Annotated in this window: 23 protein-coding genes; all 23 read left to right on the top strand. The window is 76.4% G+C overall.

Annotated elements, in window-relative coordinates:
- Positions 1–150 precede the first annotated feature (150 nt).
- The 23 genes from pyrR to ACI781_RS10780 all read left to right on the top strand — a co-directional run bounded on the left by pyrR (position 151) and on the right by ACI781_RS10780 (position 24,035).
- The gene (gene pyrR / locus ACI781_RS10890; protein WP_456566114.1) at positions 151–756 is read left to right on the top strand and encodes a bifunctional pyr operon transcriptional regulator/uracil phosphoribosyltransferase PyrR; all 606 of its coding nucleotides are present in this window, start codon (positions 151–153) and stop codon (positions 754–756) included.
- Positions 753–1,673: an aspartate carbamoyltransferase catalytic subunit gene (locus ACI781_RS10885; RefSeq protein ID WP_456566113.1), complete on the top strand. Its 921-nt coding sequence runs from the start codon at positions 753–755 to the stop codon at positions 1,671–1,673. The genes pyrR and ACI781_RS10885 overlap by 4 nt, the downstream gene beginning before the upstream one ends.
- Positions 1,670–2,959, top strand: coding sequence for a dihydroorotase (locus tag ACI781_RS10880; RefSeq protein WP_456566112.1), 1,290 nt, complete (start codon positions 1,670–1,672; stop codon positions 2,957–2,959). Before ACI781_RS10885 ends, ACI781_RS10880 begins: the two co-directional genes overlap by 4 nt.
- A complete protein-coding gene (gene carA / locus ACI781_RS10875) occupies positions 2,956–4,116 on the top strand; it encodes a glutamine-hydrolyzing carbamoyl-phosphate synthase small subunit (RefSeq protein WP_456566111.1) in 1,161 nt (386 codons plus the stop codon). Before ACI781_RS10880 ends, carA begins: the two co-directional genes overlap by 4 nt.
- Positions 4,116–7,409 (top strand): carbamoyl-phosphate synthase large subunit, encoded by a 3,294-nt coding sequence (carB, locus tag ACI781_RS10870; protein ID WP_456566110.1) that lies wholly within the window; start codon positions 4,116–4,118, stop codon positions 7,407–7,409. The genes carA and carB overlap by 1 nt, the downstream gene beginning before the upstream one ends.
- Complete coding sequence (locus ACI781_RS10865) at positions 7,406–8,287, top strand: iron-sulfur cluster-binding protein (protein ID WP_456566109.1); 882 nt, start codon at positions 7,406–7,408, stop codon at positions 8,285–8,287. The genes carB and ACI781_RS10865 overlap by 4 nt, the downstream gene beginning before the upstream one ends.
- 5 nt (positions 8,288–8,292) lie before the next feature.
- Complete coding sequence (locus ACI781_RS10860) at positions 8,293–9,234, top strand: dihydroorotate dehydrogenase (RefSeq protein WP_456566108.1); 942 nt, start codon at positions 8,293–8,295, stop codon at positions 9,232–9,234.
- Positions 9,231–10,124, top strand: a complete 894-nt coding sequence (gene pyrF / locus ACI781_RS10855) for an orotidine-5'-phosphate decarboxylase (RefSeq protein ID WP_456566107.1) — start codon at positions 9,231–9,233, stop codon at positions 10,122–10,124. The genes ACI781_RS10860 and pyrF overlap by 4 nt, the downstream gene beginning before the upstream one ends.
- 354 nt (positions 10,125–10,478) lie before the next feature.
- Positions 10,479–10,835 (top strand): integration host factor, actinobacterial type, encoded by a 357-nt coding sequence (gene mihF, locus ACI781_RS10850; RefSeq protein ID WP_456566106.1) that lies wholly within the window; start codon positions 10,479–10,481, stop codon positions 10,833–10,835.
- 32 nt (positions 10,836–10,867) lie between these two features.
- The gene (gene gmk, locus ACI781_RS10845) at positions 10,868–11,476 is read left to right on the top strand and encodes a guanylate kinase (protein WP_456566105.1); all 609 of its coding nucleotides are present in this window, start codon (positions 10,868–10,870) and stop codon (positions 11,474–11,476) included.
- A 50-nt stretch (positions 11,477–11,526) separates the two neighbouring features.
- The gene (rpoZ, locus tag ACI781_RS10840; protein WP_012949163.1) at positions 11,527–11,790 is read left to right on the top strand and encodes a DNA-directed RNA polymerase subunit omega; all 264 of its coding nucleotides are present in this window, start codon (positions 11,527–11,529) and stop codon (positions 11,788–11,790) included.
- A 157-nt stretch (positions 11,791–11,947) separates the two neighbouring features.
- Positions 11,948–13,159 (top strand): bifunctional phosphopantothenoylcysteine decarboxylase/phosphopantothenate--cysteine ligase CoaBC, encoded by a 1,212-nt coding sequence (gene coaBC / locus ACI781_RS10835; RefSeq protein ID WP_456566104.1) that lies wholly within the window; start codon positions 11,948–11,950, stop codon positions 13,157–13,159.
- A gap of 91 nt (positions 13,160–13,250) precedes the next feature.
- Positions 13,251–14,447 carry a methionine adenosyltransferase gene (gene metK, locus ACI781_RS10830; protein WP_456566103.1) on the top strand — a complete coding sequence of 399 codons (1,197 nt, stop codon included), beginning with the start codon at positions 13,251–13,253 and terminating at the stop codon, positions 14,445–14,447.
- Positions 14,448–14,561: 114 nt separating this feature from the next.
- Positions 14,562–16,553 (top strand): primosomal protein N', encoded by a 1,992-nt coding sequence (locus tag ACI781_RS10825; RefSeq protein WP_456566102.1) that lies wholly within the window; start codon positions 14,562–14,564, stop codon positions 16,551–16,553.
- 100 nt (positions 16,554–16,653) lie between these two features.
- Entirely contained in the window at positions 16,654–17,187 is a 534-nt protein-coding gene (gene def, locus ACI781_RS10820; RefSeq protein WP_456566101.1) for a peptide deformylase, read from the top strand.
- Positions 17,136–18,113, top strand: a complete 978-nt coding sequence (locus ACI781_RS10815) for a methionyl-tRNA formyltransferase (RefSeq protein WP_456566100.1) — start codon at positions 17,136–17,138, stop codon at positions 18,111–18,113. The genes def and ACI781_RS10815 overlap by 52 nt, the downstream gene beginning before the upstream one ends.
- Positions 18,110–19,507 (top strand): RsmB/NOP family class I SAM-dependent RNA methyltransferase, encoded by a 1,398-nt coding sequence (locus ACI781_RS10810; RefSeq protein ID WP_456566099.1) that lies wholly within the window; start codon positions 18,110–18,112, stop codon positions 19,505–19,507. Before ACI781_RS10815 ends, ACI781_RS10810 begins: the two co-directional genes overlap by 4 nt.
- 108 nt (positions 19,508–19,615) lie before the next feature.
- Positions 19,616–20,290: a ribulose-phosphate 3-epimerase gene (gene rpe, locus ACI781_RS10805; RefSeq protein ID WP_456566098.1), complete on the top strand. Its 675-nt coding sequence runs from the start codon at positions 19,616–19,618 to the stop codon at positions 20,288–20,290.
- Positions 20,287–21,327 carry a bifunctional diaminohydroxyphosphoribosylaminopyrimidine deaminase/5-amino-6-(5-phosphoribosylamino)uracil reductase RibD gene (gene ribD, locus ACI781_RS10800; RefSeq protein WP_456566097.1) on the top strand — a complete coding sequence of 347 codons (1,041 nt, stop codon included), beginning with the start codon at positions 20,287–20,289 and terminating at the stop codon, positions 21,325–21,327. The genes rpe and ribD overlap by 4 nt, the downstream gene beginning before the upstream one ends.
- A gap of 2 nt (positions 21,328–21,329) precedes the next feature.
- Positions 21,330–21,953, top strand: coding sequence for a riboflavin synthase (locus tag ACI781_RS10795; protein WP_456566096.1), 624 nt, complete (start codon positions 21,330–21,332; stop codon positions 21,951–21,953).
- Entirely contained in the window at positions 21,950–23,254 is a 1,305-nt protein-coding gene (locus ACI781_RS10790; protein ID WP_456566095.1) for a bifunctional 3,4-dihydroxy-2-butanone-4-phosphate synthase/GTP cyclohydrolase II, read from the top strand. The genes ACI781_RS10795 and ACI781_RS10790 overlap by 4 nt, the downstream gene beginning before the upstream one ends.
- The gene (gene ribH, locus ACI781_RS10785) at positions 23,251–23,775 is read left to right on the top strand and encodes a 6,7-dimethyl-8-ribityllumazine synthase (RefSeq protein WP_456566094.1); all 525 of its coding nucleotides are present in this window, start codon (positions 23,251–23,253) and stop codon (positions 23,773–23,775) included. The genes ACI781_RS10790 and ribH overlap by 4 nt, the downstream gene beginning before the upstream one ends.
- Complete coding sequence (locus tag ACI781_RS10780; RefSeq protein ID WP_456566093.1) at positions 23,772–24,035, top strand: phosphoribosyl-ATP diphosphatase; 264 nt, start codon at positions 23,772–23,774, stop codon at positions 24,033–24,035. Before ribH ends, ACI781_RS10780 begins: the two co-directional genes overlap by 4 nt.
- The last annotated feature ends 84 nt before the right edge of the window (positions 24,036–24,119 follow it).

Genomic DNA, 24,119 nt, shown 5'->3' with positions numbered 1-24,119 from the left:
CGCCGTGGGTGCCCGCGACGCGCCTCGCCGCCCGGCGGAGGGCGGGCACCAGCCGCGCGATCCGGGTCACAGGAGGGGGTGCAGTACGGTGGTCGCCGGTCCACCCCACTCCTTTAACGACCCGTCCGGCGAGGCGGGGAAGGAGGCCTGATGGCCGGCTCGTCCCCGGCTGCCCCGAGCAGCCGCGACCCCCGCGACCCCGCGGCGCCCGGTGCGCTGCTCACCGCCGCCGACGTCGCCCGCGTGGTCGACCGGATGGCCCACCAGCTGATCGAGAAGGCCGGCAACGGCCTGGCCGACGTCGTCCTGGTCGGCATCCCGACCCGCGGCGCCCCGCTGGCCCGCCGGCTCGCCGGCCGCGTGGAGGCGTTCTCCGGCACCCCGATCGACGTCGGCACCGTCGACATCACCCTCTACCGCGACGACCTGCGGCTGCGCGGCGTCCGCGCGCTGGAGGACACGCTGCTGCCCGCCGCGGGCATCGACGGCCGGCTCGTGGTGCTCGTCGACGACGTCCTGTTCTCCGGCCGCTCGGTGCGCGCGGCGCTGGACGCCCTGCGCGACCTCGGCCGGCCCCGCGCGGTGCAGCTGGCCGTGCTGGTCGACCGCGGCCACCGGGAGCTGCCGATCCGCGCGGACTACGTGGGCAAGAACGTGCCCACCGCGCGCACCCAGTCGGTGCGGGTCCGGCTGGCCGAGACCGACGGCGTCGACGAGGTCCGGGTCACCGAGCAGGCAGGGGAGGAGCAGCCGTGAAGCGTCACCTGCTGGAGGCCGCCGACCTCGACCGCGCCGACGCGACGCTGGTCCTGGACACCGCCGCGCAGATCGAGTCCGCGCTCACCGGCCGCGAGGTCAAGAAGCTGCCCACGCTGCGCGGGCGCACGGTGGTCAACCTCTTCTACGAGGACTCGACCCGCACCCGGATCAGCTTCGAGCTGGCCGCCAAGCGCCTGTCGGCCGACGTGATCAACTTCTCCGCCAAGGGCAGCAGCGTCTCCAAGGGCGAGAGCCTCAAGGACACCGCGCTCACCCTGGAGGCGATGGGCAGCGACGCCATCGTCATCCGCCACTCGGCCTCGGGCGCCCCGCACCGGCTGTCGTCCTGGGTGCGCGGCAGCGTGGTCAACGCCGGCGACGGCACGCACGAGCACCCCACGCAGGCCCTGCTCGACGCGTACACGATCCGCCGCCGCCTCGGCCGGCTGGAGGGCGTGCGGGTCGCGGTCGTCGGCGACGTGCTGCACAGCCGGGTCGCGCGGTCCAACGTCCGCCTGCTGCACACCCTCGGCGCCGAGGTCACCCTCGTCGCCCCGCCGACGCTGCTGCCGGTCGGCGTGGGGAGCTGGCCCGCCGAGGTCTCCTACGACCTGGACGCCGTCCTGCCCAAGGCCGACGTCGTGATGATGCTGCGGGTCCAGGCCGAGCGGATGAACGCCTCGTTCTTCCCCAGCGCGCGCGAGTACAGCCGCCGCTACGGCCTCGACGCCCGGCGGGTGGCCGCCCTGGGCGACGAGGCCATCGTCATGCACCCCGGCCCGATGAACCGCGGCATGGAGATCGCCGCGGACGTCGCCGACTCGGTGCGGTCCACCATCGTCGAGCAGGTCGGCAACGGGGTCTCCGTGCGCATGGCCGTGCTCTACCTGCTGCTCGGAGGGGCCCCGCAGTGACCTCGTACCTGATCAAGGGGGCGCGCGTCCTCGGCGGCGACCCCGCCGACCTGCTGCTCGTCGACGGGCGGGTCGCCGCGGTCGGCGACCACCTGGCCGCGACCGGCGCACAGGTGGTCGACGCCGACGGGCTGGTGGCGCTGCCCGGCCTGGTGGACCTGCACACCCACCTGCGCGAGCCCGGCCGCGAGGACGCCGAGACCGTCGAGACGGGCAGCCGCGCCGCGGCCCTGGGCGGGTTCACCGCCGTCCACGCGATGGCCAACACCGACCCGGTGGCCGACACCGCCGGCGTCGTCGAGCAGGTGTGGCGGCTGGGCCAGGAGGCCGGCCTGGTCGACGTCGTCCCGGTGGGCGCGGTGACCGTCGGCCTGCGCGGCGAGCGGCTGGCCGAGCTGGGCGCGATGGCCGACTCGGCCGCCCGCGTGCGGGTGTTCTCCGACGACGGGCACTGCGTCGCCGACCCCGCGCTCATGCGGCGGGCGCTGGAGTACGTGAAGGCCTTCGACGGCGTCGTCGCCCAGCACGCCGAGGAGCCGCGGCTGACCGTCGGCGCGCAGATGCACGAGGGCGACCGCTCCGCCGAGCTCGGGCTGACCGGCTGGCCGGCCGCGGCCGAGGAGGCGATCATCGCCCGCGACGTGCTGCTGGCCCAGCACGTCGGCGCCCGGCTGCACGTCTGCCACGTGTCCACCGCCGGGTCGGTGGAGATCCTGCGCTGGGCCAAGGCCCGCGGGGTGGACGTGACCGCCGAGGTCACCCCCCACCACCTGCTGCTCACCGACGACTGCGTCACCGGCTACGACGCGGTGTTCAAGGTCAACCCGCCGCTGCGGACCGACGCCGACGTCCAGGCGGTGCGGGCCGGCCTGGCCGACGGGACGATCGACTGCGTCGCCACCGACCACGCCCCGCACGCGGTGGAGGACAAGGAGTGCGAGTGGGCGCAGGCCCGGCCCGGGATGCTCGGGCTGGAGCAGGCGCTGGCGGTCGTGCAGGCCACGATGGTCGAGACCGGCCTGCTCGACTGGGCCGGTGTCGCCGACCGCACGTCGGTCCGCCCGGCCGCGATCGGCCGCCTCGGCGGTCACGGCCGCCCGATCGCCCCGGGCGAGCCCGCGAACCTGGTGCTGCTGGACCCCGCCGCCCGGTCGACCGTCGACCCGGCCGCGTTGGCCAGCCGCAGCCGCAACAGTCCCTACGCCGGCCGGGAGCTGCCCGGCCGCGTCGTCCACACGTTCCTGAGAGGTGTCCCGACAGTGACCGACGGCAAGGCTGACCGGTGAGCGCGATCCTGGTCCTGGAGGACGGGCGCACGTTCCGCGGCGACGCCTACGGCGCGGTCGGGACGACGGTCGGCGAGGCGGTCTTCGCCACCGGCATGACCGGCTACCAGGAGACGCTGACCGACCCGAGCTACGCCGGGCAGATCGTCGCCATGACGGCCCCGCACATCGGCAACACCGGGGTGAACGGGGAGGACGACGAGAGCCGCCGCATGTGGGTGGCCGGCTTCGTCGTCCGCGACCCCGCCCGCCGCCCGGCCAACTGGCGGGCCACGGGCAGCCTGGACGACGAGCTGGTCGCCCAGGGCGTCGTCGGCATCAGCGGCATCGACACCCGGGCGCTGACCCGGCACCTGCGCGAGCGCGGGGCCATGCGCGCGGGCATCAGCACCGAGCTGGACGCCGAGGCGCTGCTGGCGCGGGTGCGCGACGCCGCCGGCATGGTCGGCGCGGACCTCGCGCCCACGGTGAGCACCGGCGAGCCCTACGTCGTGCCGGCGGTGGGGGAGCGGCGGTTCACGATCGCCGCGCTCGACCTCGGCATCAAGACCGCCACCCCGCGGCACCTGGCCGCCCTGGGCGTGGAGACCCACGTGCTGCCGGCGACCGCCACGGCCGAGGAGCTGCTGGCGGCCGGCCCGGACGGGGTCTTCCTGTCCAACGGCCCCGGCGACCCGGCCGCCGCCGACTGGGCGGTGGCGGCGGTCCGCGGCGTGCTGGACGCCCGCCGGCCGCTGTTCGGCATCTGCTTCGGCAACCAGATCCTGGGCCGGGCACTGGGCCTGGGCACCTACAAGCTGCGCTTCGGCCACCGCGGGCTCAACCAGCCGGTGCTCGACCGGGTCAGCGGCACCGTCCGGGTGACCAGCCACAACCACGGCTTCGCCGTCGACGCCGCGCTCGACCGGCCCACCGACACCCCCTACGGGCCGGTGGAGGTCAGCCACGTCGGCCTCAACGACGACGTCGTCGAGGGCCTGCGGCTGGTCGACGCGCCGGCCTTCAGCGTCCAGTTCCACCCCGAGTCGGCGGCCGGCCCGCACGACGCGGCGCCGCTGTTCCAGCGGTTCGTCGACCTGATGGAGACCACCCGCGGCGGTGGTCCCGCCGCCAGCCCGCCTCCCGTCGTGGAGCACAGCACGGGGGAGAACGCCTGATGCCCAAGCGCACCGACATCGAGCACGTGATGGTGATCGGCTCCGGGCCGATCCTCATCGGGCAGGCCGCCGAGTTCGACTACTCGGGCACCCAGGCCTGCCGGGTCCTCAAGGCCGAGGGCCTGCGCGTCAGCCTCGTCAACAGCAACCCGGCGACGATCATGACCGACCCCGAGGTCGCCGACGCCACCTACGTCGAGCCGCTCACCCCGGAGTTCGTCGAGCGGGTGATCGCCAAGGAGCGGCCCGACGCGCTGCTGGCCACCCTCGGCGGGCAGACCGCGCTCAACATCGCGATCGGCCTGTACGAGAACGGCGTCCTGGAGAAGTACGGGGTCCGGCTCATCGGGGCCGACGTCGACGCGATCAACCGCGGCGAGGACCGGCAGATGTTCAAGGACATCGTGCGGTCCATTGGCGCCGACGCCCCGCGGTCGCGGGTGTGCGCCAGCGTCGAGGAGGCGCTGGAGACCGCCGCCGAGGTCGGCTACCCCGTCGTCATCCGGCCCTCGTTCACCATGGGCGGCCTGGGCTCGGGCTTCGCCACCGACGAGGCGCAGCTGCGCCGGATGGCCGGCCACGGCCTGGCCGACTCCCCGGTGCACACCGTCCTCATCGAGGAGTCGGTGCTCGGCTGGAAGGAGTACGAGCTCGAGCTGATGCGCGACCGCAGCGACAACGTGGTCGTCATCTGCTCGATCGAGAACATCGACGCGATGGGCGTGCACACCGGCGACTCGGTGACCGTGGCCCCGGCGATGACGCTCACCGACGTCGAGTACCAGCGGATGCGCGACGTCGGCATTGCGGTGCTGCGCGAGGTCGGCGTGGACACCGGGGGCTGCAACATCCAGTTCGCGGTCAACCCCGCCGACGGCCGGCTGGTCGTGATCGAGATGAACCCGCGGGTCTCCCGGTCCAGCGCGCTGGCGTCCAAGGCCACCGGCTTCCCGATCGCCAAGATCGCCGCGAAGCTCGCCATCGGCTACACGCTCGACGAGATCACCAACGACATCACCGGCGTCACCCCCGCGGCCTTCGAGCCCACGCTGGACTACGTCGTGGTGAAGATCCCGCGCTTCGCGTTCGAGAAGTTCCCCGGCGCCGACCCGCGGCTGACCACGACGATGAAGAGCGTCGGCGAGGTCATGGCGATGGGCCGCAACTTCCCCGAGGCGCTGGGCAAGGCCATGCGGTCCACCGAGACGTCGGCCGCGGGCTTCTGGACGGCGGGCCCGGACAACCGCTCGGCCGAGGAGCTGCTGGAGGCCCTGCGCACCCCGGTCGACGGCCGGCTCTACACCGCCGAGCGAGCGCTGGCCGCCGGCGCCAGCGTCGAGCAGGTCGCCGAGGCCAGCGGCTTCGACCCGTGGTTCGTCGACCAGATCGCGCTCGTGCAGGAGGTCGCCGCGGACCTGCGCGACGCCCCGGCGGTGACCGCCGACCTGCTGCGCCGGGCCAAGCGGCACGGCCTGTCCGACCGGCAGGTCGCCGCGCTGCGCCCGGAGCTCGCCGGCGAGGACGGCGTCCGGGCGCTGCGCTGGCGGCTGGGCATCCGGCCGGTCTACAAGACCGTCGACACCTGCGCCGCCGAGTTCGCCGCGCGCACGCCCTACCACTACTCGTCCTACGACGAGGAGACCGAGGTGGAGCCGCGCGAGAAGCCGGCCGTGCTGATCCTCGGGTCGGGCCCGAACCGGATCGGGCAGGGCATCGAGTTCGACTACTCCTGCGTGCACGCGGTCATGGCCCTGCAGGACGCCGGCTACGAGGCGGTGATGGTCAACTGCAACCCCGAGACCGTCTCCACCGACTACGACACCGCCGACCGGCTCTACTTCGAGCCGCTGACGTTCGAGGACGTCCTCGAGGTGGTCGAGGCCGAGCGCGCCGTCGGCCCGGTCGCCGGCGTCATCTGCACCCTCGGCGGGCAGACGCCGCTGCGCCTGGCCCAGCGGCTCAAGGACGCCGGCGTGCCGGTGCTGGGCACCTCGCCGGAGGCGATCGACGACGCCGAGGACCGCGGCGCCTTCTCCCGGGTGCTGGCCGACACCGGCCTGCTCGCCCCCAAGCACGGGACCGCGACGACGTTCGGCGAGGCCCGCGCGATCGCCGCCGAGATCGGCTACCCGGTGCTGGTCCGGCCCTCCTACGTGCTCGGCGGCCGCGGGATGGAGATCGTCTACGACGACGCCACCCTCGAGGCCTACATCGCCAAGGCGACCGACGTGAGCCCCGAGCACCCGGTGCTGGTCGACCGCTTCCTGGAGGACGCCGTCGAGATCGACGTCGACGCCCTCTACGACGGCGCGCAGCTGTACCTGGGCGGGGTCATGGAGCACATCGAGGAGGCCGGCATCCACTCCGGCGACTCGGCGTGCGCCCTGCCGCCGATCACCCTCGGCTCCGCCGACATCGCCAAGATCCGCGCCGCGACGGAGGAGCTGGCCGCCCGCATCGGCGTCCGCGGGCTGGTGAACGTCCAGTACGCGATCAAGGACGACATCCTCTGGGTCATCGAGGCCAACCCGCGGGCCAGCCGGACGGTGCCGTTCGTGTCCAAGGCGACCGCCGTGCAACTGGCCAAGGCCGCGGCCCGGATCGCCGTGGGCGAGTCGATCGCGGACCTGCGGGCCGCGGGCGTCCTGCCCGCCACCGGCGACGGCGGCGACCTGCCCGTCGACATGCCGATCGCGGTCAAGGAGGCGGTGCTGCCGTTCAACCGCTTCCGCACCGTGGAGGGGCACAACGTCGACACCGTGCTGTCGCCGGAGATGAAGTCCACCGGCGAGGTCATGGGCCTGGACTCGGGCTTCGGGACGGCGTTCGCGAAGGCCCAGGCCGCCGCGTACGGCTCGCTGCCGACCAAGGGCACGGTGTTCGTCTCGTTGGCCAACCGGGACAAGCGGTCGGCGATCTTCCCGGTCAAGCGGCTGGCCGACCTCGGCTTCCGCATCCTGGCGACGGCCGGCACCGCCCAGGTGCTGCGCCGCAACGGGGTGGACTGCGAGGTGGTCGGCAAGTACAGCGAGGGCCCCGGCAACTGCGTGGAGCGGATCCTCGCCGGCGACGTCGACATGGTGGTCAACACGCCCTTCGGCTCGCCCGGCAACAGCGGGCCCCGGCTGGACGGCTACGAGATCCGGGCGGCGGCGATCAGCGTCGGCGTCCCGAGCATCACCACCGTGCAGGGGATGGCCGCGGCGGTGCAGGGCATCGAGGCGCTGCGCGCCGGCGACATCGGCGTCCGCAGCCTGCAGGAGCTGCACGCCGCCCTGGCGGCCGGCCGGTGACCTCCCACCTGACCGCCCCGGCGCCGCCCGCCCGGCGGCCGCCGGTGCAGCGCGAGGTCGAGGTGGTGTCGGCCCGGCCGGTCGGGGCCTACGTCGAGCTGACGCTGGCCGCGCCCGAGGTCGCCGAGCGGGTGCAGCCGGGCCAGTTCGTCGCCTTCGCCGTCGGCGGTCCGATGACCGCCCACCTGCTGCGCCGCTCCATCGCCATCGCCGGCACGGGGGAGGGGACCGTCACCGTGGTGGTCGCCCCGCACGGGCCCGGCTCCACCTGGCTGGCGCAGCGCCGGCCGGGGGACACCGTCGACGTCGTCGCCCCGCTCGGCCGGCCCTTCCCGCTGCCGGAGCCGGGCACGACCGCGCTGCTGGTGGGCGGCGGCTACGGGGCGGCGGCGCTGGTCGGGCTCGCCGCGCTGCTGCGCTCCCGCGGCTCCCGCGTGCTCGCGGTGACCGGTGCGGCCGACGCCGCCCGGCTGTGCTCGGTCGAGGAGCTCGGTGCGGTCGCCGACCGCGTCGAGGTCACCACCGACGACGGCAGCGCCGGGCGTGCCGGGCGGGTGACCGTCGCGGTGGACGAGCTGCTCGGCGAGGCCGGCGTCGTCTACGCCTGTGGGCCGATGCCGATGCTGCGCGCCGTGGCCGACGCGGCCTCCGCCGCGGGCGTGCCCTCCTACGTCGCCGTCGAGGAGTCGATGGCCTGCGGGATCGGGGTGTGCATGACCTGCGTGCTGCCGGTGGTCGGCGAGGACGGGGCGACCCGCTTCGCCCGCTCGTGCACCGAGGGCCCGGTCTTCGGCGGGGACCGGGTGCGCTTCGCCGACGTGGGGTCCCTGCCGTGGGACGTCGTCGGCGCCGACGCGATGGGGGTGGTCGCACCGTGACCGCGGTGGAGACGGCCAGCGGGACGGCGGTCGACATGACGACCGCGCTGGGCGCGGTGCCCCTGGGGGGCCCGGTGCTCACCGCGTCGGGCTGCTCGGCGTTCGGCCGGGAGCTCGAGCCCTTCGTCGACCTGGGCGGCCTCGGGGCGGTGGTCACCAAGTCGGTGCAGCTGCGCCCGCGCTCGGGCCGGCCGACGCCGCGGATGGCCGAGACGCCCAGCGGCATGCTCAACTCCATCGGCCTGCAGGGGCCGGGCATCGACGGGCTGCTGTCCGGCGAGCTGCCGTGGCTGGCCGAGCGCGGCGTCCCGGCGTTCGTCTCGATCGCCGGCACCCGCGTCGAGGACTTCGCCGAGCTGGCCACCCGGCTGCGCGGCGTGCCCGGCGTGCTGGGCCTCGAGGTCAACATCAGCTGCCCGAACGTGGAGAGCCGCGGCGAGGTGTTCGCCTGCGACCCGGTCGCGGCCGCCGACGTCGTCGCCGCCGTCCGGGCCGCGGCCGACCCGGCCCAGCCGGTCTACGCCAAGCTCAGCCCGGACGTCACCGACATCGTGTCGGTCGCCCGCGCGGTCACCGAGGCCGGCGCCGACGGCCTGTCGATGATCAACACCCTGCTCGGGCTGGTCATCGACCCCGACACCATGCGGCCGGTGCTCGGCGGCGTCACCGGCGGGCTGTCGGGCCCGGCGGTGCGCCCGGTGGCCGTCCGGTGCGTCTGGCAGGTCCACCAGGCGCTGCCGCACGTGCCGATCCTGGGCATGGGCGGCATCCGCACCGGCCTGGACGCGCTGCAGTTCGTCCTCGCCGGCGCCTCGGCGGTCAGCGTGGGGACGGCGGTCTTCCACGACCCCTCGGCGACCGCCCGGGTGCACCGCGAGCTGGCCACCGCGCTCGCCGAGCGGGGCTTCGCCTCCCTCCGCGACGCCGTCGGGTACGCGCACCGATGACGGCGCCCTTCGGATCCCGCCTGGCCGACGCCGTCGCCGCCCGCGGCCCGCTGTGCGTCGGCATCGACCCGCACGCGCCGCTGCTGGAGCGCTGGGGGCTGCCGGACTCGCCCGAGGGCCTGGCCCGCTTCACCGACGCCGTCGTCGACGCGCTGGCCGGCACGGTCGCCGTCCTCAAGCCGCAGCTGGCGTTCTACGAGCGGCACGGCTCCCGCGGTCTGGCCGTGCTGGAGGAGGCGGTCGGGCGCGCCCGCGCGGCCGGCGCCCTGGTGCTGCTGGACGCCAAGCGCGGCGACATCGGCTCGACGATGGACGCCTACGCCGACTACCTGCGCCCGGACCACCCGCTGGCGGTCGACGCGCTGACGGTGAGCCCCTACCTGGGGCCGGGGTCGTTGCAGCCGGCCGTCGACACGGCCCGGCAGCACGGCGGCGGCCTGTTCGTCCTCGCCCGGACCTCCAACCCCGACGCCGGCACGTTCCAGCACGCGCTCGTGCCCGGCGGGACGGCGGGGGAGCGGTCGGTCGCCCAGGTCGTCGTCGACACGGTGCGCGCCTGGAACACCCCCGGCTGGGTCGTCGGCGACCCGCTGCCCGACCTCGGCTCGGTGCAGGACGCGGCGAGCCGGTTCGGCCCGACGACGGGGTCCTTCGGCGTGGTCGTCGGCGCGACGCTGCGCGAGCTGGACGTCGACCTCGCGGGCCTGGGCGGTCCGGTGCTGGCACCCGGGCTGGGCGCGCAGGGCGGCTCGCCGGCGGACCTGCGGCGGCTGTTCGGCACCGGCACGGCCGTCGTCCCCACCGTCTCCCGGGACGTGCTGGCCGCCGGTCCCGACCGGGACGCGCTGCGCGCGGCCGCCGGCCGCTGGGCGGAGGCGCTGGCCGGGTGAGGCGGCGGCCGGCCCTCCCGCGCCGCCCGAGCGGCCGGTACGGGGGCGGCCGGCCACGACCTCCCGGCGTGTCGCGGAGGTTGCGTCCCGGCGTGGCGAGGCGCGCGGAACCGGAACTGCACCTTGTCGTATGTGGCATGAGCAGCGCACATGACACACGGTCATCCGCACGGTGTACGCACCGTGAACGGAACGGCACCGAGTGCCGGGAAAATACCCCGGGGGCGGGCGTGACCTGCGCATACGCCGGTTACTAGGTTGGCCGTCAGGCTCCCGCGGGAGCTCCGTCCCCAACGAGCACAACCACCAGCCGGGGTCCACCGTCGCCGGCGACGACACGATTGGGTCGCAACGATGCCCCTTCCCAGCCTCTCTCCCGAACAGCGCGCCGCCGCACTCGAGAAGGCCGCCGCGGCCCGCAAGTCGCGCGCCGAGCTCCGCGAGAAGCTCAAGAGCAAGGGCGCCACCGTCGGCGACGTCCTCCGTCAGGGCGAGACCGACGAGGTGATCGGCAAGATGCGCGTCAGCGCCGTCCTGGAGTCGCTCCCGGGTGTGGGCAAGGCTCGCGCCGCCAAGATCATGGAGCGGCTGGAGATCTCCCCGACCCGGCGTGTCCGCGGTCTGGGCGCCAACCAGCGTCGCGCGCTGGAGGCGGAGTTCGGCGGGGAGCAGGTGGCGGCCGAGCAGGTCTCCGCCGACGCCACCAGCTGACCGCCCGACCCGGACAGGACGACGACGACGTGGTGCCCGATGCCCCTGCCCGCACGACCCCGGCGCGGCTGACCGTGCTCTCCGGCCCCTCCGGGGTCGGCAAGGGCACGGTCGTGGCCGAGGTCCGGCGCCGCTACCCCGAGGTGTGGCTCTCGGTGTCGGCGACGACCCGCCGCCCGCGGCCGGGCGAGGTGGACGGGGTGCAGTACCACTTCGTCGACGACGCCGAGTTCGACCGGCTGATCGCCACCGACGGCCTGCTCGAGTGGGCCGAGTACGCGGGCAACCGGTACGGCACGCCGGTGGCCCCGGTCCGCGAGCGCCTCGCGGCCGGGGCCCCGGCTCTGCTGGAGATCGAGCTGCAGGGCGCCCGGCAGGTGCGGGCCCGCGCCCCCGAGGCGCAGCTGGTCTTCCTGGCCCCGCCCTCCTGGGCCGAGCTGGTCAGCCGGCTGGCCGGCCGCGGGTCCGAGCCGGCCGCCGTGCAGGAGCGCCGGCTGGCCATCGCGCAGGCCGAGCTGGACGCCGCCGGGGAGTTCGACGTGGTGGTGGTCAACGACGACGTGGCCAGGGCCGCGGACGAGTTGGTAGGCTTGCTGACTGCGCCCGCGCCCGACCTGTGTCGGGGTGGCGCTCACGAGTGACGCGGCCCGCCGCCCACTCCCGCTGATCGATCTGAGGAGCACGCCCACCCGTGTCCGGAGTCGCACCTGCCCCCGAGGGCATCACCAACCCGCCGATCGACGAGCTTCTCGAGCGCACGAGCAGCAAGTACGGCCTGGTGATCTTCGCCGCCAAGCGTGCGCGGCAGATCAACGCCTACTACAGCCAGCTCTCCGAGGGCCTGCTGGAGTACGTCGGCCCGCTGGTGGACACCGCTCCCCAGGAGAAGCCGCTGTCGATCGCGCTCCGCGAGATCAACGAGGGCCTGCTGACCCACACGGCCGGCGAGAACTGAGGAGGACCCCGGTCCTCCTCACCCCCTCGCGAGCTCGGGGGCGAGCCTCTGGACCGGGGCCGGCCGCTGGTGGCGTGACCGCCATCGGTACCCGTTGGGATGAGGACGCCCCCGGCAGTCGCCGGGGGCGTCGTCGCGTCTGGGGGAGGATGGGCGCATGAGCCGGATCGTGCTGGGGGTCAGCGGCGGCGTGGCCGCGTACAAGGCGGCCCTGCTGCTGCGGGCGTTCACCGAGGCCGGGCACGACGTGCGCGTCGTCCCCACCCCGGGCGCCCTGCACTTCGTCGGTGCGGCGACCTTCGAGGCGCTGTCGGGCAACCCCGTGACCACCGACGTGTGGTCCGACGTCCCCGAGGTCGCCCACGTCCGCATCGGGCAGACCGCCGACCTCGTCGTCGTCGCCCCCGCGACCGCCGACCTGCTCGCCCGCGCGGCCGCCGGCCGCGCCGACGACCTGCTCACCGCCACGCTGCTGACCGCGCACTGCCCGGTGGTGTTCGTCCCGGCCATGCACACCGAGATGTGGCTGCACCCGGCCACCCAGGACAACGTGGCCACGCTGCGCCGCCGCGGGTCGATCGTGCTGCCGCCGGCCGTGGGCCGGCTCACCGGCCCCGACTCCGGCCCCGGCCGGCTGCCCGAGCCCGCCGACGTCGCCGCGCTGGCGCAGCTGGTCCTCGCCGGCGGCGCCGACGCGCTGCCCCGCGACCTCGCCGGCCGCCGCGTCGTCATCAGCGCCGGCGGCACCCGCGAGCCGCTGGACCCCGTGCGCTACCTCGGCAACCGCTCCTCGGGGCTGCAGGGCTGGGCGCTGGCCCGCGTCGCCGCGGCCCGGGGCGCGGAGGTCGTGCTGGTCGCGGCCAACGTCGACGCCGCGGCGCCCTTCGGCGTGCGCGCCGAGCGCGTCGGCACCGCCGAGGAGCTGCGGACGGCGATGCGCGCCGAGGCGGCCGTCGCCGACGTCGTCGTGATGAGCGCCGCCGTCGCCGACTTCCGGCCGGAGACCGTCGCCGCGACCAAGCTCAAGAAGGGGTCCCGGGACGAGCCCTCCGCCGTCCCCCTGGTGCGCAACCCCGACGTGCTCGCCGAGCTGGTCGCCGAGCGCCGCCCCGGCCAGCTCGTGGTCGGCTTCGCGGCCGAGACCGGCGACGCCGAGGGCGACGTGCTCGCCCACGGCCGGGCCAAGCTCGCGCGCAAGGGCTGCGACCTGCTGGTCGTCAACGACGTGTCCGACGGGCAGGTGTTCGGTCGCCCCGACAACGCCGCCGTCGTCCTCGGCGCGGACGGGTCGGCCACCGAGCTGCCCGCCGGCAGCAAGGACTCGGTCGCCGCCGGCATCTGGACGGCGGTCGCCGCCCGCCTGGGCTGAGCACCGGTCGGGGCACGCCTCCGTCACCGCGCGTCGTGCGGCGCCGGTAGCGTGCACGGGGACATCGTCCGTCCAACACCTGGGAGTCCCCGTGCCACGCCGCCTCTTCACGTCCGAGTCGGTGACGGAGGGCCACCCGGACAAGATCGCCGACCAGATCAGCGACGCGATCCTCGACGCCATGCTGACCCAGGACCCGCGCAGCCGGGTCGCGGTCGAGACGCTGATCACCACCGGCCAGGTGCACATCGCCGGCGAGGTCACCACCTCCGGCTACGTCGACATCGCCGACATCGTCCGCAAGACGGTGCTGGGCATCGGCTACGACTCCTCCCGCAAGGGCTTCGACGGCGCCTCCTGCGGGGTCAGCGTCTCCCTCGGCGCGCAGTCGCCCGACATTGCCCAGGGCGTCGACACCGCCTACGAGGCGCGCACCGCCGGGACCGCCGACGACGAGATCGAGCGCCAGGGCGCCGGTGACCAGGGCCTGATGTTCGGCTACGCCACCGACGAGACCCCCGAGCTCATGCCGCTGCCGATCGCCCTGGCGCACCGGCTGGCGCGCCGCCTGTCCGCGGTCCGCAAGGACGGGTCGGTGCCCTACCTGCGCCCCGACGGCAAGACCCAGGTCACCGTCGTCTACGAGGACGGGCGCCCCGTCGGCGTCGAGACCGTCGTCGTCTCCTCCCAGCACGCCGAGGACATCTCGATCGAGCAGCTGCTGGCGCCCGACGTCAAGGAACTGGTCGTGGAGCCGGAGCTGCGGGCGCTCGGCCTGCCCACCGGCGACTACCGGCTGCTGGTGAACCCAACCGGCAAGTTCGTCATCGGCGGCCCGATGGGCGACGCCGGGCTGACCGGCCGCAAGATCATCGTCGACACCTACGGCGGCATGGCCCGCCACGGCGGCGGTGCCTTCTCCGGCAAGGACCCGTCGAAGGTGGACCGCTCCGCGGCGTACGCGATGCGCTGGGTCGCCAAGAACGTCGTCGCCGCCGGCCTGGCCCGGCGGTGCGAGGTGCAGGTCGCCTACGCCATCGGCGCCGCGCACCCGGTCGGCCTGTTCGTCGACACGCACGGCACCGGTTCGGCGCCCGACGACGTCCTGGAGAAGGCGATCACCTCGGTGTTCGACCTGCGCCCGGGCGCGATCGTCCGGGACCTGGACCTGCTGCGCCCGATCTACGGCCCGACGGCCGCCTACGGGCACTTCGGCCGCACCGACGTCGACCTGCCCTGGGAGCGCACCGACCGCGTCGACGCGCTGCGCTCGGCCGTCGGCCAGTAGCGCCGCCCCGCACCGCCCGCGTGGCCCGTCCCCCCGACCGGGGGGACGGGCCACCGTCGTCCCGGGGCCGAGGACGCGGGCCTGTCACCGCCGCTGGGTAGCGTCGGCCGGGCGATGACGACCTCTCCCGACCTCCCCGCCGCACCGCTGGTCGCCCGGGTCGTCGTGGACGTGCCGCTGGCCCACCTGGACCGGCCCTTCGACTACGCGGTGCCGCCGGAGCTCGCCGAGCAGGTCCGCCCCGGCTGCCGGGTGCGGGTGCGCTTCGCCGGGCAGCTGGTCGACGGCTTCGTCCTCGAGCTGGGCAGCACCACCGAGCACACGGGGAAGCTGGCGCCGCTGGCCAAGGTCGTCTCGTCCGAGCCGGTGCTCACCCCGCAGGTCGCCGTCCTCGCCCGCGCGGTGGCCGACCGGTGGGGCGGCACGCTGTCCGACGTCCTGCGGCTGGCGGTCCCGCCGCGGCGGGCCGCGGCCGAGAAGCGCCCGCCCGCCGACCCGCCGCCGCCCCCTCCGGCGCCCGACCCGGCCGGCCTCGCCCGCTACCCGGCGGGGCCGGCCCTGCTCGCCGCCCTCGCCGAGGGCCGCCCCGCCCGCGCGGTGTGGACGGCGCTGCCCGGGGAGGACTGGCCGGCCCGGCTCGCCGAGCTCTGCCAGGCGGCGCTGGCCGGCGGGCGGGGCGCGCTGGTCGTCGTCCCCGACGGCCGCGACCTGGACCGCCTGGAGGCGGCGGCCGCCGAGCGGCTGCCGAAGGGCTCGTCCGTCGTCCTGCGGGCCGACGCCGCCCCCGACGCCCGCTACCGGCGGTTCCTCGACGCCGCCCGCGGCAGCGCCCGCGTGGTCCTCGGCACCCGCGCGGCCGTGTACGCCCCGGTGACCGACCTCGGGCTGGTCGCCATCTGGGACGACGGCGACGACCTGCACGCCGAGCCCCGCGGCCCCTACGCCCACGCCCGGGACGTGCTGGTGCACCGGGCGCACCTCGCCGGCTGCGCCGCGGTCCTGGGCGCCACCGCCCGCACCGCCGAGGCCGCGCTGCTGGTCGAGAGCGGCTGGGCGCACGAGCTGTCCGCCGACCGCGCGGCGCTGCGCGCGGCCTCCCCGCGGGTGCAGGCGCTGGGGGCCGACGCCGAGCTGGCCCGCGACCCCGCCGCGCGCACCGCCCGGCTGCCCAGCCTCGCCCACCGGGTGGCCCGCGAGGCGCTCGCCGCCGGGGCGCCGGTGCTCGTGCAGGTGCCGCGCGCCGGGTACGCGCCGGGCCTGTCCTGCGACCGCTGCCGCGCCCCCGCCCGCTGCGCCGCCTGCTCCGGCCCGCTGGGCATCGCGGCGACCCCCGGCCCCGGCGGCTCCCGGGTGCCGGCCTGCCGCTGGTGCGCCCGCCCCGCGGCCACCTTCGACTGCCCGCACTGCCACGGGACCAGGCTGCGCGCCTCTGTCGTGGGTGCCTCCCGCACCGCCGAGGAGCTGGGCCGGGCGTTCCCCGGCGCCGCCGTGCGGGTGTCGGGGCGGGCCTCCGGCGTGCTCGCCACGGTCCCCACCGGCCCGGCGCTGGTCGTCGCCACCCCGGGCGCCGAGCCCGTCGCCGAGGGCGGCTACGGGGCGGCGCTGCTGCTGGACTCCTGGGCGCTGCTGGGGCGGGCCGACCTGCGGGCGGGGGAGGAGACGCTGCGCCGCTGGATGAACGCCGCGACCCTGGTGCGGCCGGCGTCCGCGGGCGGCCAGGTCGTCGTGGCCGCGGACGCCGCGCACCCCGTGGTGCAGGCGCTGGTCCGGTGGGACCCGGGCTGGCTGGCCGAGCGGGAGCTCGCCGACCGGCGCGAGCTGGGCTTCCCGCCGGCCACCCGGATGGCGTCGCTGTCGGGCTCGCCAGCCGCGCTGGCGGAGTTCCTCGCCGCCGCCCGGCTGCCCGACGGGGCCGACCTCCTCGGGCCGGTCCCGGAGGAGCCGCGGCCGGGACAGGAGGGCGTCCGCGAGCGGTACCTGGTGCGGACCCCGCGGGCCGCGGGCGTGGCGCTGGCGCACGCGCTGGCCGAGGTGCAGGGGGTGCGCAGCGCCCGGAAGGCCGCCGAGCACGTCCGGGTGCAGCTGGACCCGACCGAGCTGGTCTGAGCCCCGGCTCGTCGATCATCGGCGAACGGTCGCGCCTGTCGGCGTGTCGACCAGCCGGATGCCGATGATCGCCGCTCCGGAGGCCCCCTACGATCGTCGGGTGAGCGTGACCCCCATCCGGCTGTACGGCGACCCGGTGCTGCGCACCCCGGCCGCGCCGGTCGTGGACTTCGACGCCGAGCTGCGCACCCTGGTCGCCGACCTGACCGAGACCATGCAGGCCGCCGGCGGCGCCGGGCTCGCCGCCCCGCAGATCGGCGTCGGCCTGCGGGTGTTCACCTGGCGGGTCGACGGCGAGGTCGGCCACCTGGTCAACCCCGTGGTGACCCCGGTCGGCGAGGAGCAGCAGGAGGGCCCCGAGGGCTGCCTGTCGCTGCCCGGCTACGCCTACGACTGCCGCCGGCACCTGCACGTGGCCGCCACCGGCTGGAACATGCACGGCGACCCGGTGCGCGTCGAGGGCTCGCACCTGCTCGCCCGCGCCGTGCAGCACGAGGTCGACCACCTCGACGGCGTGCTGTTCGTCGACCGGCTCGACCCCGGCGCCCGCGAGGCCGCGCTGGCCGCCCTCGCCGAGGCCGAGTGGGCCGGTCTGGCCGCCTGGGTGCCGCGCGTGGAGGTGAGTCCCCACTGAGGCTCCTGTTCGCCGGCACCCCGGCCCCCGCCGTCCCCGCCCTGGACCTGCTGCTGGGCTCCGACCACGAGGTCGTCGCCGTCCTCACCCGGCCCGACGCGCGCTCCGGTCGCGGCCGGTCGCTCAGCCGCTCGCCGGTGGCCGAGCGGGCCGACGCCGCCGGCGTGCCCGTCCTGCAGCCGCGCTCGCCGCGGGACCCGGCGTTCCTGGAGGAGCTCGCCGGGCTCGCGGTCGACTGCGCGCCCGTCGTCGCCTACGGCGCGCTGGTGCCGCCGGCCGCGCTCGACCTGCCCGCGCACGGGTGGGTCAACCTGCACTTCTCCCTGCTGCCCGCCTGGCGGGGGGCCGCGCCGGTGCAGCACGCGATCATGGCCGGTGACGAGGTCACCGGGGCCTCCACCTTCCGGCTGGAGGCGGGCCTGGACACCGGGCCGGTGTTCGGCACCGTCACCGAGCCGGTCGGGCCGCGCGACACCGCCGGGGACCTGCTGGGCCGGCTGGCCGTCAGCGGGGCGCAGCTGCTGCTGGCCACGCTCGACGGCATCGCCGCGGGCGCGCTGGAGGCGCGGCCCCAGCCGGGCGAGGGCATCAGCCTCGCGCCGCGGATCGAGGTGGCCGACGCCCGGGTCGACTGGACGCTGCCCGCCCACGTGGTCGACCGGCGGGTGCGCGGGGTGACCCCGGCTCCCGGTGCGTGGACGACGTGGCGCGGCGACCGGCTGCGCCTGGGCCCGGTCGAGCCGCTGCCCACCTCGCTGGGGCTCGAGGCCGGCGAGCTGTCCGTCGGCCCCACGGGGGTGCTGGTCGGCACCGGCCGCGGCGCCGTCCGGCTGGGCGAGGTGCAGCCGGCCGGCAAGCGCATGCTGCCGGCGGCGGACTGGGCCCGCGGGGCGCGGCCGGCGGCCGGCGAGCGGGTGGGCGGGTGACCCGCCCGCCCCGGCGCGGCGGCCGCCCCGCCGGCCGGTCGGGCAGCCACCAGGGCCGGCGCCCCCGCGCCCAGCTGGACGGCGCCCGGCTGACCGCCTACGACGTGCTCGACGCCGTGTCCGCGCGCGAGGCCTACGCCAACCTGCTGCTGCCCCAGCTGCTGCGCGAGCGGCGGCTGGAGACCCGGGACGCGGCGTTCGCCACCCAGCTGGCCTACGGGGCGCTGCGGGCGCAGGGCACGCTGGACGCCGTCCTGACCACGCTCGTCGACCGGCCGCTGGGCGAGCTCGACCCCCGCGTGCTGGACCTGCTGCGGCTGGGCGCCTACCAGCTGGTCGACCTGCGGGTGCCGGCGCACGCGGCCGTGGACACCACCGTCGACCTGACCCGGGCGATCGTCGGCGCCGGCGCCGCGGGGCTGGTGAACGCGGTGCTGCGCAAGGTCGGCGCCGGCGGGGACCGGGCCGCCTGGCTCGAGCGCCTGGACGCCTCCGGCGACGCGCGGCTCGCCCTGGCCACCGACCACCCGGAGTGGGTGGTGCGGGCCTGGCGGGACGCGCTGGGTGGCGACGAGGAGCTGGAGCCGGCGCTGCTGGCCGACGACGCCGCCCCCGAGGTGCACCTGGTCGCCCGCCGGGTGCCGCGCGCGCAGCTGGCCGAGGAGTCCGGCGGGCAGCCCGGCCGGTGGTCGCCGTACGCCGTGCGGCTGGGCGGGGGCGACCCGGGCCGGCTGCCGTCGGTGCGCTCGGGCGCGGCCGCGGTGCAGGACGAGGGCAGCCAGCTCGCCGCGCTGCTGCTGGCCCGCGCCCCGCTGGACGGGCCCGACGCCGCGTGGCTGGACATGTGCGCCGGCCCGGGCGGGAAGTCCGGCCTGCTGGCCGCCGTCCGCCCCGCGGGGGTGCGGCTCACCGCCGCCGACCGGGCGCCGCACCGTGCGGAGCTGGTGCGGCAGGCGCTGGCCGGTGAGGACGACGTCGAGGTGCTCGTCGCCGACGGGCGGGAGCGCCCCTGGGGCGAGGGCGTGTTCGACCGGGTGCTGCTGGACGCGCCCTGCACGGGGCTGGGCGCGCTGCGCCGCCGTCCCGAGGTCCGCTGGCGGCGCACCGCGGCCGACGTCGCCCCGCTGGCCGCGCTGCAGGCCGAGCTGCTGGACAGCGCGCTGGCCTCGGTGCGGCCCGGGGGAGTGGTCGCCTACGTGACCTGCTCGCCGCACACCGACGAGACGGTCGCGGTCGTCGACGCGGCCGCCGCGCGCGCGGACGTCGAGGTGGTGCCGGTGGCGCCGCTGCTGCCCGAGGTCCCCGGCGTCGAGCGCGGGCCGGCCGGGCAGCTGTGGCCGCACCGGCACGGCACCGACGCGATGTTCCTGTCGCTGCTGCGCCGGACCCGCTGACCCGCGGCGCCACGACGGCTCGCCGGCCGCGGCCGGGACGCCCCTCCGGGGTGAGGTCGCGGGCGTCACCCGGGAGCCCGCCAGGGTGGCGACCTAGACTCCGTTCCCGTGTCCCGCGCTCCACTCATCGCCCCGAGCCTGCTCTCGGCCGACTTCGCCCGGCTGGCGGAGGAGACGCAGCGGGTGGCGGACGCCGACTGGCTGCACGTCGACGTGATGGACGCGCACTTCGTCCCGAACCTCACGATGGGCCGGCCGGTCGTCGAGGCGATCCAGGCGGTCAGCCCCGTCCCGCTGGACTGCCACCTCATGATCGAGGCGCCCGAGCGCTGGGCGCCCGGGTACGCCGAGCTGGGCGCCCGCAACGTCACCGTGCACGCCGAGGCCTGCACCGGGGACCCGCGCGCCGTCGCCCGCGACCTGCGCGCCGCCGGTGCCCTCGCCGGCCTCGCCCTCAAGCCGGGCACGCCGCTGGAGACCTACGTCGAGGTCCTGCGCGACTTCGACACCCTGCTCGTCATGACCGTGGAGCCCGGCTTCGGCGGCCAGTCCTTCATCGCCGAGGTGCTGCCCAAGGTGCGCCGCGCCCGCGAGCTGGTCGACACGGGGCACCTGCAGGTGCTCGTCGAGGTCGACGGCGGCATCAACGCCGACACCATCGAGCAGGCCGCCGAGGCCGGCGCCGACGTCTTCGTGGCCGGGTCCGCCGTCTACGGCGCCGACGACCCCGCGCGCGCGATCGCCGCGCTGCGCGCCCGCGCCGCCGCGGCACTGCCCGGGTGACCGCCGAGACGGCCGCGGGCGCCGAGCGCGCGGCCATGGCCCGGGCCCGCGCGCTCGGGGAGTCGGTGCTGGGCGGCACCAGCCCCAACCCGCCGGTCGGGGCCGTCGTCCTGGCCGCCGACGGCACGCCGGTCGGCGAGGGCGCCACCGCTCCGCCCGGCGGGCCGCACGCCGAGGTCGCCGCCCTGGCCCGGGCCGGGGACCGCGCCCGCGGCGGCACCGTCGTCGTCACCCTGGAGCCGTGCGCGCACACCGGCCGCACCGGCCCGTGCGCCGACGCCCTGATCGCCGCCGGGGTCGCCCGCGTCGTCGTCGCCGTCCCCGAGCCGACGGAGCTGGCCGCGGGCGGCGCGCAGCGGCTCCGGGCGGCCGGGATCGACGTCGAGGTCGGCGTGGAGCGCGACGCCGCCGAGGCCGGGGCGCTGTCCTCCTGGCTGACCGCCGTCCGCCTCGGCCGCCCGGCCGTCGTCTGGAAGGTCGCCGCGACGCTCGACGGGCGCGTCGCCGCCGCCGACGGCACCAGCCGCTGGGTCACCGGCCCCGAGGCCCGCGAGGCGGTGCACCGGCTGCGCGCCACCTGCGACGCGGTCCTGGTCGGGTCCGGCACCGCCCTGGCCGACGACCCGCAGCTCACGGTCCGGCTCCCCGACGGGACCGACGCCGCCCGCCAGCCGCTGCGCGTCGTCGCCGACCGCCGCGGCCGGCTGCCCGCCGGTGCCCGCCTGCGGGACGGCGCGGCCCCCACGCTGGTGAGCGCGGCGCCCGGACCGGCCGAGCTGCTCGCCGAGCTGCACGACCGCGGGGTCCGCCGGGTGCTGCTCGAGGGCGGCCCCGGGCTGGCGGCGGCGTTCTGGCGCGCGGGCCTGGTCGACGAGGCCGTGCTGCACCTGGCGCCGAAGCTGCTCGGCGCCGGCCCGCCCCTCGTGGGTGACCTGGGAATCAACACCATCGCCGGCGCGCTGACCCTGACGGTCACCGACGTCGTCCGGCGCGGGCAGGACGTCGAGATCCGGCTGCGGCCGGACGGGAGGGGTTGATCGTGTTCACCGGCATCGTCGAGGAGGTCGGCACCCTCGTCACCCGCACCGAGCAGACGGACGCGGCGCAGCTGACCATCCGCGCCCGGACCGCGCTCGGCGGCGTCGCACTGGGCGACTCCATCTCCGTCAACGGCGTCTGCCTCACCGTCACCGGCATCGAGCCGGCCGACGACGGCACCGGCGTGTGGAGCACCGACGTGATGGCCGAGACGCTCCGCCGCAGCAGCCTCGGTGCGCTCGCCCCCGGCGACCCGGTCAACCTCGAGCGCGCGATGGCCGCCGACGGGCGCCTGGGCGGGCACCTGGTGCAGGGCCACGTCGACGGCGTCGGCACCGTCCTCGCCCGCACGCCCGGCGAGCACTGGGAGGTCGTGCGGATCGGGCTGCCGCCCGCGCTGGCCCCCTACACCGTGGAGAAGGGCTCGGTCACCGTCGACGGCGTCTCGCTCACCGTGAGCGCGGTCAGCGCCGTGCGCGACCCCGAGCCGTGGTTCGAGGTGAGCCTCATCCCGACCACACTGCGCGAGACCACGCTGGGCGCCCGCGAGGCGGGCAGCCCGGTCAACCTGGAGGTCGACGTGATCGCCAAGTACCTGGAACGACTGCTGGAGGCCCGCCGGTGAGCGGTCAGGGAGTGCGGCTGGACGGCATCGAGGACGCCATCGCCGCCATCAAGTCCGGGCGTCCCGTCGTCGTGGTCGACGACGAGGACCGCGAGAACGAGGGCGACCTCATCCTCGCTGCCGAGCTGGCCACCGCCGAGTGGGTGGCCTTCGTGGTCCGCCACACCTCGGGGTACGTCTGCGTCGCGGTCACCGAGGAGGACGCCGACCGGCTGGACCTGCCGCCGATGTACCGGGTCAACCAGGACCGGCACGGCACCGCCTACGCCGTCACCGTCGACGCCCGCGAGGGCGTGGGCACCGGCATCTCGGCCACCGACCGGGCGCACACCATCCGCCTGCTCGCCGACGCCGCCACGACGTCGACCCAGCTGTCGCGGCCCGGGCACGTCGTCCCGCTGCGCGCGAAGGACGGCGGCGTGCTGCGCCGGCCCGGGCACACCGAGGCCGCCGTCGACCTGGCCCGGCTGGCCGGCCTGCGACCGGCGGGTGTGCTGTGCGAGCTGGTCAGCGAGCAGGAGCCGACGCGGATGGCGCACGCGGGGGAGCTGCGGGCCTTCGCCGACGAGCACGACCTGGTGATGGTCTCGATCGCCGACCTCATCGCCTACCGCAAGCGGTTCGACAAGCTGGTGGAGCGGGTCGCCGAGGCCATCGTGCCGCTGCCCGCGGGCACCTTCACCGCGGTCGGCTACCGCAGCACCTACGACGACCGGGAGCACGTCGCGTTCGTGCACGGCGACATCGCCGACGGCGAGGACGTGCTGGTCCGCGTGCACTCCGAGTGCCTCACCGGCGACGTCTTCGGCTCGCTGCGCTGCGACTGCGGCCCCCAGCTGCAGGCCGCGCTCCAGGCGGTCGCGGACGAGGGGCGCGGCGTCGTCCTCTACGTCCGCGGGCACGAGGGCCGGGGCATCGGCCTGCTGCACAAGCTGCAGGCCTACCAGCTGCAGGACCGCGGCGCCGACACCGTGGACGCCAACCTCGACCTGGGCCTGCCCGCCGACGCCCGCGACTACGGCACCGGCGCGCAGATCCTCGTCGACCTCGGCATCCGCACCATGCGACTGCTCACCAACAACCCGGCCAAGCGCGCCGGCCTGGAGGGGTACGGGCTGGAGATCGTCGGCCGGGTGTCGCTGCCCAGCCACGTGACCCCGGAGAACCTGGCCTACCTGCGGACCAAGCGCGACCGCATGGGCCACCTGCTCGACATCCTCGAGCCCGAGGAGCTGCCCGGCGACGCGCCGACCGTGCCCGGCACCGACGTCCCGCTGGGCCAGCAGGAGCAGGCGCTGTGAGCGGCTCCGGGGCGCCCGAGGCCGCCGCGGTCGACGCCGCGGGCCTGACGCTGGGCATCGTCGCCACGACCTGGCACGAGGAGCTCACCGGCGCGCTGCTGGAGCGGGCCGTGGCCGCCGCCGCCGCGTGCGGGGTGCCGCAGCCGACCGTCGTCCGGGTGCCGGGTGCCGTGGAGCTGCCGGTCGTCGCGCAGGCGCTGGCCGCGGGCCACGACGCCGTCGTGGCCCTGGGCGTCGTCGTGCGCGGCGGCACGCCGCACTTCGAGTACGTCTGCGACGCCGTGACCGGCGGCCTCACCCGGGTCGCGCTGGACGCCGGCCGGCCGGTCGGCAACGGCGTGCTCACCTGCGACACCGAGCAGCAGGCCCGGGACCGCGCCGGGCTGCCCGGGTCGCCCGAGGACAAGGGCTGGGAGGCCGCGGTGGCGGCACTGGCCACGGCACTGACCCTGCGCGACCTGCGCGCGCCGCAGGGCACGACCGGGACCCCCGCGGCCCCGGCCCCGGGAGGACGAGCGTGAAGACCTTCGACGAGCTGTTCGCCGAGCTGTCGGCCAAGGTCGCCGGCGGCGACCCGGCCTCCGGGACGGTGACGGCGGTGCGCGACGGGGTCCACGCCGCGGGCAAGAAGGTCGTCGAGGAGGCCGCCGAGAGCTGGATGGCCGCCGAGCACGAGGGCGAGGAGCGGACGGCGGAGGAGATCAGCCAGCTCCTCTACCGGGTGCAGGTCCTCATGCTCGCGCGAGGGCTCACCCTGGACGACGTCTACGCTCACCTCTGAAGAAGTCGAAGGACCCCCGAGCCCCCCGCGCCACGCTCCGCGCGCCGCGGGGCCCTGCTCGGGGGCCGCCCTGTCATCTCACGT

This window comes from Blastococcus sp. SYSU D00695 (assembly GCF_054050555.1).
The sequence above is the reverse complement of the archived record's forward strand: the minus strand, read 5'-3'. Positions and strand labels throughout refer to the sequence as shown.